This is a genomic window from Frankia sp. CeRuru1, assembly GCF_977966315.1.
On sequence record NZ_CDWWEW010000235.1, the window covers coordinates 1 to 8,308 of the forward strand.

An 8,308-nucleotide genomic window follows, 5' to 3' on the forward strand; every position below is an offset into this window, starting at 1 on the left:
ACGCAGGACCGTGATGTCTTGGCGTTCCGTGGGGCCGCTCTCCGGCACTTCGACGAGCAGGCGACTCGGGTGCCACTCGTCGGACACGGCATCTGGCCGACTTCTGCCCCAGCGCCCGGACCTGCGCGCTGCCGGCCGTGCAGCGTGCCCCTGGAGTCCGTGTTCGACGCGATGGGGCCTGAACGTAGCCGATCGGACTCGTACCGCGAGAGTCGTTCGCCGCAATCGGTCCGCTACAACACCTTGGCGCACCGACGCCCGTTGAGACGCGGATGACCTCCTTCGGCCATCATGGCCTCATGGCCAAGCCTGCCCTGCCGCCCACCCCGCACCCGCACGCGCTCATCACCACGACCAACACCGACGTCTACCTGCGGGCCGCGATGCAGATCCTTCACGAGGTCGACTACGACCAGCTCGACGACACCGGAAAGATCGCCTTCGCCCAGGCTGCGGCGGCCATTGCGACCGGAGTGCAGGCGACCCGCCCCGACTAGGCAGATGGCCCGAGCAGCAGGTACATGCTCACGTCGGCGGCCCGCGCGAGCGCGAGAGCGTCGGCGAGCCTCTCCGAATCGGAGAACACCTCGTCCCCTCGGATGACTGCACGGGAGACGTTCTGCTGGCTGACGCCGTACTCCCGCGCAACCTCCGTCAAACAGCAGGGCGGCGGCGATAACCCGGCCTTCATCCGGTGGATGCGCCACTTCTTCCAGGGCCTCTGGGACGAGAAGCTCCCCGACAGCCGCCGGATGTTACGCGGCGAGTGCTACTTCGACGACTACTCGACCGACAATGTCGGCTCGGGCCTGCGGGAGTGGGGTCGCAACCCGAACTCGGCTGCGGAGTACCTGCGCCTGTTCGGTTCTCGCTGACGCTCGGTGCCGCGGAGGTGTCGGCGCAGCAGCTACCCATCCCACCGCAACACCGGTGGCAGGGACGGCGGAGAAGGGGTTGGGATCACTGTTGAGGCGATGTTCATAGCCACTGGGCACGCCGTGCGGCAGTTCGCCGGATACCCTCCAGGGCCTCCTGTGCTGCCGCCGTCCCGGAGTTGTCGCCCACCCAGGCGGCCAGCCGTGCCCCCTGTGCGAGCGACTCGAGCAGTGCCCGCCGCTCGGCCTGTGTCGTATGTGCGTCGAGCCAAGCTTCGGTGAGCGGGTTCTCCCCCGCTTCCAGTGCCTCGGCCGCCTTCCAGAGCAGATCTCTGATCATAGGGTCATCTTCTCGTAGGCGTACTTGTCGGTGGCTGACGGAAGATCTCGTGCGATCCGATTCGCAGCCACACGACATGCGGGCCCAGCCGCCCTGGGATGGGCTGCCCGTAAGCCCACAGTGCCCGGCCGTCGGGAGCCCAGGTCATCTCGTAGACGCTCGAAGCTGACTTGTACCCCTTCACGCGCAGCGAGGGGTGGAACGTGCCTGCGGTCAGCCCCTCGACGAAGAGGGTTCGCGCCCGCAGAAACGCGGCGCGCTGCTCGGGTCGCAGCCGGCCCCAGTCCGCCCAGAACGCGGCAACCGGCAGGAAGGTAGGCACACGATACGTTAGCCGCCTTTCGACTCCCTGTACGAATCGGGCCCAGGGCCTGTGGATAACGGAACGGGCTCAGCTCGCCTGTGGATGGACGGCAGCGTCGGCCAGAAGTCGATCGAACGTCTCGGGGTCGCAGACGACGAACCGTCCGGCCTCATAGTCGGCGAGGCCCACCTCGGCCGCCTCGATCCACCCCTCGGGGGGGTCCTCATCGAGGATCTCGACCTCGGGCAGGTGCTGCTCGAGCTCCACCATCGCGCGCACCTTCTCCAAAACCTGTGGACGTCGTCAAGCCGCTTTCACAGTAGCCTGGCATCAACCGTCTTACTGAGTTGATCACATCACGCCGTCTCGCTCTCTCCGGCGATCCCGGTCTCGCGCAGTTCCACCCACGGCCCCGTGGTGACATCCCGACACAAGATCGGCCAGTCGTCGCCGCGCCGCCGGGCAGTGTCAAGAGAGGCCTGTGGGTCGACCTGTCCTCCAGGTAGTCGCGTGGCCCAGTTGAGCGCGGCTGACCCCGCGCGGTCGGCCGCGAGGTCCTCCCGGGTGGCGTCCCGGTACCGGCCGTAGGTGATGTCCTGGCGGACGAGCTGGTAGGGGCGGCCATCATCCTCGTCGAGAATCTTCCGCCACTTCCACATCACGATCTCGGTCTGGTCGGGCCACCCCTCCATCTGGATCCCGCAGGAGTCGATCGGGTCGTCCGCGTCGAGGTCGGGACGGTGTTCGCGCACCCATGCGGAGTCGAGATCGAGGTAGCGTAGCCCCCATCGACGGACAATCATGCAGCCCGCCGTTTCTGATCAAGCCTCTCCAGTGCCTCCTGAATGCCCAACGCGAGCGCGTTGAGACGGTCCCATGCCAGCCGCCCCTGGAGCTCGGGAAATTCCTCGATCGTCCGGCGAACCTCAAGAAAGCGCGGGTCCCCCAGGCCGGAGGCGGACACCGCCCGGGCCGGGGCGCCGTCGAACAGGGCGGGCTGCGCCGGAGTCGTAGTCACGCTGGTCTCCCTCGATGATGACAGCTTTCATGTTTCATGATCTCGCCTTTCTGCGGGACATCTTCCTCCTTCGGTGCGCGAAACGGTCCGACACCGTGTTTTTTCGGGGCGTCACGTCGCCACTCGGGCCCGCTGGTCCGCGGCGCCGCACGTCGGCGTCACGCAGCCCCTCGCCTGGGCGCCCGATGGCCCTCGGTGGGCCACACGGACACCGCGCCGATACCGAGCAGCGCATCGAGGCGGCCCCGCAGCGCGGGTGTGGCGTGGACCTTGTATTCGAGCTCCATCAGCGTGCGCCGCCTCTCGCCCTGAAGGCTCAGGCGTACCGGTCGGGAGCCGCGGTGTGCCGTCAGGGCCCTACGCAGCTCGCCGACCAGGCGCGGCGTGATCGCACTCACGGGCAGGGTGAGCAGGACCGGCGTCTCCTCGACGTCCGAGGCGGTGAGGTCCAGGGTGGCCAGGTCGCTCGCTACCAGGCTGATAGAGCCGTCCCGCTCGTTGACCCGGCCCAGCACGGACACCACCGCGTCCGGGACGAGCCGGCCCGAAAGTGCCGCGTAAGTCCGCGAGAAGAACAGGACCTCGATCGCGCCCTCCAGGTCCTCCACGGTCACGGCCGCCCACGGTGCCCCGGAGCTCTTGCTGACCTTCCGGTCAACCTTGGAGATCATGCCCGCGATGCGCACCTCGCGCCCGGCTTGGCCGGCGTCGAGGAGGTCCACGATCGTGGTCGAGCGGTGATGCTCCAGTATCGCCCGCGCCCCGTCCAGGGGGTGGCCGGAGACGTAGAGGCCGAGCATGGCCCGCTCCTGGGCCAGCAGTTCCTGCTGCGGCCATTCCGGGCCGCCCAGGTCCAGATCAATCCTGCTGGGCGCCGGTTCGTCATCGACGCCATCATCGACGTCATCGAACATGTCGTACTGCCCAGCCGCCCTGGCCCGCTTCGCATGCAGTGCCGCGCCGATCACGCCCTCGTGGACCTCGAAGAGGGGGCGCCGCCGATGGCCGAGAGAGTCGAACGCCCCGGCCATGATCAGTGAGCCGACGGCCTGCTTGTTGCATGCCGGCGCCTCGACTCTGTTGAGGAAGTCGGGGAACGAGGTGTAGGGGGCCTTCTGCCGACCCGTGATGATTGCGTCGACCACACTCGTACCGACGTTGCGGACCGCACCGAGGCCGAACCGGATGCCCTCCCCCACCGGGGTGAAATCCAGCTCGGATTCGTTGACGTCTGGGGGCAGTACCCGTACGCCCATCCGTCGGCACTCCGCCAGGTAGATCGCCATTCGGTCGGGGACAACCGCGACCGAGGTCAGTACGGCCGCCATGTACTCAGCGGGGTAGTTCGCCTTCAGGTACGCGGTCCAGTACGACACCATCCCGTAGTCGGCGGTGTGGGCGCGATTGAAGGCGTAGTCGGAGAACGGGACGAGAATGTCCCACAGGGTCTTGATCGCCGCGTCGGAGTACCCGCCCGCGCGCATCCCCGCGGAGAAGGGGGCGAACTCCTTGTCGAGGATCTCCTTCTTCTTCTTGCCCATCGCCCGGCGCAGCAGGTCAGCCTTGCCGAGCGAGTAGCCGGCGACCGCCTGCGCGATCGCCATGACCTGCTCCTGGTAGACGATCAGGCCGTACGTGTCACCGAGAATGTCCGCGCAGACCTCAGCCAACTCGGGATGGATGGGCACGACCGGCTTGCGGCCGTTCTTGCGGTCTGCGTAGTCAGTGTGCGCGCCAGCCGCCATCGGACCCGGCCGGTAGAGGGCCAACACGGCGGAGATGTGCTCGAATGCTGTCGGGGCCATGGCACGCAGCAGGGCCCGCATCGCCGTGCCGTCGAGCTGGAACACCCCCAGGGTGTCGCCGCAGGCCAGCAGCGAGAACGTCGCGGGGTCGTCGAGCGGAACCGTCTCCAGGTCGATGTTCTCGCCGCGGGTGCGCCGGATGTGGGCGAGCGCGGCTTCCAGGATCGCGAGGTTCCGCAGGCCCAGAAAGTCAACCTTCAGCAGGCCCATGGCTTCGCAGGTCGGGAAGTCGAACTGCGTGATCGTCGCGCCGTCGTCCCGGCGCCAGACCGGCAGGACGTCCACGAGGGGGTCGCGGGACACGATGACGCCGGCCGCGTGCACACCGGCCTGGCGGATCACGCCCTCCAGGCCGGTCGCGAGATCCAGTACCTCGGCGACCACCGGATCGGCGTCGCGCATCGTGCGGACCTCGGTCGCCTCGCCGTAGCGGGGGTGCGTCGGGTCGGACACGGCGGCCAGCGGTGCGTCGCGGCCCATCACCGGTGGCGGGAGGGCTTTGGTGATCCGGTCCCCGACCGCGAACGGGTGCCCCAGCACGCGGGCGGCGTCGCGGACCGCGGCTTTGGCCTTGATGGTCCCGAAGGTGATGATCTGCGCGACGCGGTCGTGTCCGTATCGGTCCGCAACGTAGCTGATCAGCTCGCCGCGCCGGTGCTCGTCGACGTCCAGGTCGATGTCGGGCATCGAGGGGCGCTCGGGGTTGATGAACCGCTCGAAGTACAGCTTGTAGTCGATCGGGTCCAGGCCGGTGATCCCCAGCGCGTAGGCGACAATCGAGCCGACGGCCGAGCCGCGGGCGTTCACCCGGATGCCGCGCTCACGCGCCTCCCGGCAGATGTCCGCCACGACCAGCATGTACGTGGACAGCGACCTGCCGACGATGACGTCGAGCTCGTAGGCCGCGCGGTCGCGCCGATCGTTCGGTACGCCGCCGGGGTAGCGTCGGGCCAGGCCGGCGGCGACCTGGTCGCGCAGGTAGGACTCGTCGGTCTCCCCCGTGGGCAGCGGGAAGACTGGCATGAGGTCGCGGTGGGCGAACACCTCGTCGTAGGACTCCACCAGGGCCGCGACGTCGAGCGTCGTGTCGGTGGCGCCGGGAACCTCGTCGTCCCAGAGGGCCCGCATCTCTTCAGCGCTCTTGAGATAGTAGCCCTCGCCGTCGAACTTGAACCGGCTGGGGTCATGCAGGGTCCTGCGGCTCTGGACGCACAGCAGTGCCGCGTGGGCACCGGCCTGGTCGGCGGTAACGTAGTGGGAGTCGTTCGTGGCCAGCGGGCGCAGGCCGAGCCGCCGGCCGATGTCGAGCAGGCCAGCGCGGACCGAGCGTTCGATGGCCAGCCCGTGGTCCATCAGCTCCAGGAAGAAGTTCTCGGGCCCGAAGATCTCCCGGTAGGTCTCCGCGGCGCGCAGGGCCTCGTCGGGCTGCCCGAGCCGCAGCCGGGTCTGCACCTCGCCCGACGGGCAGCCCGTCGTGGCGATGACCCCCGCTGAGTGCGTGGCGAGCAGCTCGGCGTCCATCCGGGGCTTGCGGTAATAGCCCTCAATCGAGGCCAGCGACGACAGCCTGAACAGGTTGCGCAGGCCGGTGGCGTCGCGGGCGAGCATGGTCATGTGGGTGTACGCCCCGGCACCCGAGACGTCGCCGCCCTCCCCGAACTGGTCGGACGAGCGTTGCTTCGTGCTACCCCAGAACACCGGCGTTTTGTGGTGGCGTCCGGCGGGGGCCACGTACGCCTCGATCCCGATGACGGGCGTGATGCCGGCCGCGGTGGCGACCCGGTGCAGGTCGTAGGCACCGGACATCGTGCCATGATCGGTCATCCCGACCGCCGGCATACCGAGCCGCGCGGCCTCGGCGACCAGGTCCCCGATCCGCGCCGCCCCGTCGAGCATCGAGTGGTCGGTGTGGACGTGCAGGTGGACGAAGGAGCGGTGTCGGTGGCGTTGGTTCATGCGGCCCTGCCTTTCTCGCGTCGCGGGGTGGTTAGCGGTCGACGACGGGTTTCGTCAGGTCGCGGTGGTGCACGGTGGCCTGGTCGAGCGGGGCGGCGATGGCCATGGCGACGGTGGCCGCGCGGTGCCGGCCGCCGGCGCATCCCACGGCGACGGTCACCCGGCCGGCTGAGGGGCGGCGTGGAACACCTGGACGGCGGCGACGGTCGCGGTGATGAGCGACGCAATGCCCGGGGTGGTCAATACGGTGTTGCGAACAGCCGGGTCGTGGGGCGGTGAGATACCGCAGCTGCGGCTGTACGTGGGGGTCCCGGAAATGCGTCCGAAGGTCGAGTGTGATGTCGGCTTTCGGTGGGGTGCCGTGAAGATAGCCGAACGATACGACCTCTGTCGAATCCTCGGAATGTCTGGTCGCGCGCATTGGGAATGCGTCCTTTCGGATGGTTTTCGGCATGGGGGTAGCGCGGGAGGTGGTGCGGGGAGAAAAGACCGGTCTGATTCGCCGGCCGATGGTTTTCTGGCGTGGGTTCGGGTTAGAGGGTGGCGGTGAGGAGCGCGGCGGCCCACAGGCAGGCCAGGTGCAGGGCCTGGTCGGCCAAGTACATGCCGTTGAGGCCGCCCTCGGCGAGTGCGGCGAACCGGCGGGCGCCGGTGTGCTCCAGGACCCAGCGGACGGTCCAGCGCCGGTCCCACAGGGCGTGGGTGCCGGCGGACACCGCCAGCCCGGCGGCCGCCCCGGGCAGGCTCAGCGGCACGTGCAGAGCGGCCACGGTGATGGCGGTCATGGCCACGACGACCGCGTGGTACTGGGCGACGTGGCGGGCCAGGGCGGCCCAGCCGGCCCGGCCCGGCTGCGCCTTGGCGGCGGCCTGGGTGTCGGTCTGGCCCAGGACGTGGTCCGCCAGCTGATGTGCGGCGTAGAGGGTGACGCCCAGGACGGCGTACACGGCGGCGGAGCTCACCGGGTCTCCGTCCGGGGCGGCAGCGTGGTGACGCAGCGGGGGCAGATCAGCCCGCCGTACGGGCCATGGGCCGGGCAGTGGCTGCGGTTGACAGGGTTGGAGTCCTCGGCCGCGGTGAGGATGATGGGCATGGCTCCTGCTCTCCTGTGGAGGGATGTGGGGTGGACCCCGGCGCGGCCGTTGCTGTCCAGGCGTATGGGCCGCGCCGGGGATACTCAGCCGTTGTCGCTGGTCTTCTTCATGCCCCCGAGCGCCTCGGCGCGGCGGAGACCGGGATAGTCGTCTCCAGGCCGGGTCACGAGAAGGTCGACGGCCTCGGCGAGCAGGTCGGGATGGCTCTCGCCTGGGATCTCCGTCGTCCCGGCGAGCAGCAGGTCGCCCAGGTCGTCTGGCCGTCCAGCGCTGTGCCAGCCGTCCGAGTAGCACAGCCACCAGCGTCCGGTCCGCGGGTCCTCGGCCCACATGCCGCCGCGGTCGTCGTCGTAGCGCAGCCACGCGCGGCCGTGCGGAGGGAGGTCGACGGCGCTCACCGGGCACCCACCTGGCGCTGGCGGATCTCGGTGATCCACTGCAGGTTCAGTCGGCGCCAGTCGTCGGTGCCGTCTGGGTCGAGGCCATGGTCGAACTCGTCCTGTCTCGTCTGGAGGCCGAGGTCGACGCATCCGTAGGTGTAGGCATTGGCATAGGTGTCGATGTCCGGGTCTCGGTAGAGATGTCCGACGATCTGCCAGCCGACGGGGCCGTTGGGCGCGATGGCGTCGGGGTCGAAGCGATGGGCCCATCCGGGGCGCTGCTGGTCGAGGAGTCGGGCGCCGCGGGCGACCCGCTCGGCAGCGGCGGCGGCGCTCACCGGACACCCGCCCGATGATGCTGGCGGCGACGGGAGCGGTTACCGGCGGCGATCCTCGCGGCGCTGACAGTCCGGCGGACGGCGGCGCGCACCGCGTCGACGATCAGAACGTCCAGGGCGCCAGGCGCTGCCGGCGGGATGGTGGAGACGGTGCGCGCACGGGCGCGGGGGGCGGTCATGATGGGTGTGTCCCTTCTG

The 8,308-nt window shown here is 69.4% G+C and carries 14 protein-coding genes; 2 read left to right on the forward strand and 12 right to left on the reverse strand.

Annotation, left to right across the window (positions count from 1 at the left end):
- Window positions 1–299: 299 nt before the first annotated feature.
- Together AC08OP_RS16285 and AC08OP_RS16290 are read left to right on the forward strand one after the other, a co-directional pair.
- A complete protein-coding gene (locus AC08OP_RS16285; RefSeq protein ID WP_476614979.1) occupies window positions 300–497 on the forward strand; it encodes a hypothetical protein in 198 nt (65 codons plus the stop codon).
- A 102-nt stretch (window positions 498–599) separates the two neighbouring features.
- Window positions 600–875 (forward strand): hypothetical protein, encoded by a 276-nt coding sequence (locus AC08OP_RS16290; protein WP_476614980.1) that lies wholly within the window; start codon window positions 600–602, stop codon window positions 873–875.
- Between the two features lie 103 nt (window positions 876–978).
- On the opposite strand, the gene AC08OP_RS16295 is transcribed toward AC08OP_RS16290, so the two are convergent.
- The 12 genes from AC08OP_RS16295 to AC08OP_RS16350 all read right to left on the reverse strand — a co-directional run.
- Window positions 979–1,215 (reverse strand): hypothetical protein, encoded by a 237-nt coding sequence (locus AC08OP_RS16295; RefSeq protein WP_476614981.1) that lies wholly within the window; start codon window positions 1,213–1,215, stop codon window positions 979–981.
- Between the two features lie 4 nt (window positions 1,216–1,219).
- Complete coding sequence (locus tag AC08OP_RS16300) at window positions 1,220–1,537, reverse strand: hypothetical protein (protein ID WP_476614982.1); 318 nt, start codon at window positions 1,535–1,537, stop codon at window positions 1,220–1,222.
- Between the two features lie 69 nt (window positions 1,538–1,606).
- A complete protein-coding gene (locus AC08OP_RS16305; protein WP_476614983.1) occupies window positions 1,607–1,789 on the reverse strand; it encodes a hypothetical protein in 183 nt (60 codons plus the stop codon).
- Window positions 1,790–1,875: 86 nt separating this feature from the next.
- Window positions 1,876–2,322 (reverse strand): hypothetical protein, encoded by a 447-nt coding sequence (locus tag AC08OP_RS16310; protein WP_476614984.1) that lies wholly within the window; start codon window positions 2,320–2,322, stop codon window positions 1,876–1,878.
- Window positions 2,319–2,537, reverse strand: coding sequence for a hypothetical protein (locus tag AC08OP_RS16315; protein ID WP_476614985.1), 219 nt, complete (start codon window positions 2,535–2,537; stop codon window positions 2,319–2,321). Before AC08OP_RS16315 ends, AC08OP_RS16310 begins: the two co-directional genes overlap by 4 nt.
- Window positions 2,538–2,695: 158 nt before the next feature.
- On the reverse strand, window positions 2,696–6,298 hold the full coding sequence (gene dnaE / locus AC08OP_RS16320) for a DNA polymerase III subunit alpha (protein ID WP_476614986.1): 3,603 nt from the start codon (window positions 6,296–6,298) through the stop codon (window positions 2,696–2,698).
- A 31-nt stretch (window positions 6,299–6,329) separates the two neighbouring features.
- Window positions 6,330–6,752 carry a RapZ C-terminal domain-containing protein gene (locus AC08OP_RS16325; RefSeq protein ID WP_476614987.1) on the reverse strand — a complete coding sequence of 141 codons (423 nt, stop codon included), beginning with the start codon at window positions 6,750–6,752 and terminating at the stop codon, window positions 6,330–6,332.
- 79 nt (window positions 6,753–6,831) lie between these two features.
- Window positions 6,832–7,260: a hypothetical protein gene (locus AC08OP_RS16330; RefSeq protein WP_476614988.1), complete on the reverse strand. Its 429-nt coding sequence runs from the start codon at window positions 7,258–7,260 to the stop codon at window positions 6,832–6,834.
- On the reverse strand, window positions 7,257–7,391 hold the full coding sequence (locus AC08OP_RS16335; RefSeq protein ID WP_476614989.1) for a hypothetical protein: 135 nt from the start codon (window positions 7,389–7,391) through the stop codon (window positions 7,257–7,259). Before AC08OP_RS16335 ends, AC08OP_RS16330 begins: the two co-directional genes overlap by 4 nt.
- An 84-nt stretch (window positions 7,392–7,475) precedes the next feature.
- On the reverse strand, window positions 7,476–7,790 hold the full coding sequence (locus AC08OP_RS16340; RefSeq protein ID WP_476614990.1) for a hypothetical protein: 315 nt from the start codon (window positions 7,788–7,790) through the stop codon (window positions 7,476–7,478).
- Entirely contained in the window at window positions 7,787–8,110 is a 324-nt protein-coding gene (locus AC08OP_RS16345) for a hypothetical protein (RefSeq protein ID WP_476614991.1), read from the reverse strand. Before AC08OP_RS16345 ends, AC08OP_RS16340 begins: the two co-directional genes overlap by 4 nt.
- Window positions 8,107–8,308, reverse strand: a 202-nt coding sequence (locus AC08OP_RS16350) for a hypothetical protein (RefSeq protein ID WP_476614992.1), incomplete at its 5' end; no start/stop codon positions are given. The genes AC08OP_RS16350 and AC08OP_RS16345, both read right to left, overlap by 4 nt.

Bases quoted from the DNA above. Each gene is read 5' to 3' on its own strand.
- AC08OP_RS16285 (WP_476614979.1), top strand. From the start codon at position 300: ATGGCCAAGCCTGCCCTGCCGCCCACCCCGCACCCGCACGCGCTCATC.
- AC08OP_RS16290 (WP_476614980.1), top strand. From the start codon at position 600: ATGACTGCACGGGAGACGTTCTGCTGGCTGACGCCGTACTCCCGCGCA.
- AC08OP_RS16295 (WP_476614981.1), bottom strand. From the start codon at position 1,215: ATGATCAGAGATCTGCTCTGGAAGGCGGCCGAGGCACTGGAAGCGGGG.
- AC08OP_RS16305 (WP_476614983.1), bottom strand. From the start codon at position 1,789: ATGGTGGAGCTCGAGCAGCACCTGCCCGAGGTCGAGATCCTCGATGAG.
- AC08OP_RS16310 (WP_476614984.1), bottom strand. From the start codon at position 2,322: ATGATTGTCCGTCGATGGGGGCTACGCTACCTCGATCTCGACTCCGCA.
- dnaE (WP_476614986.1), bottom strand. From the start codon at position 6,298: ATGAACCAACGCCACCGACACCGCTCCTTCGTCCACCTGCACGTCCAC.
- AC08OP_RS16325 (WP_476614987.1), bottom strand. From the start codon at position 6,752: ATGCCGAAAACCATCCGAAAGGACGCATTCCCAATGCGCGCGACCAGA.
- AC08OP_RS16335 (WP_476614989.1), bottom strand. From the start codon at position 7,391: ATGCCCATCATCCTCACCGCGGCCGAGGACTCCAACCCTGTCAACCGC.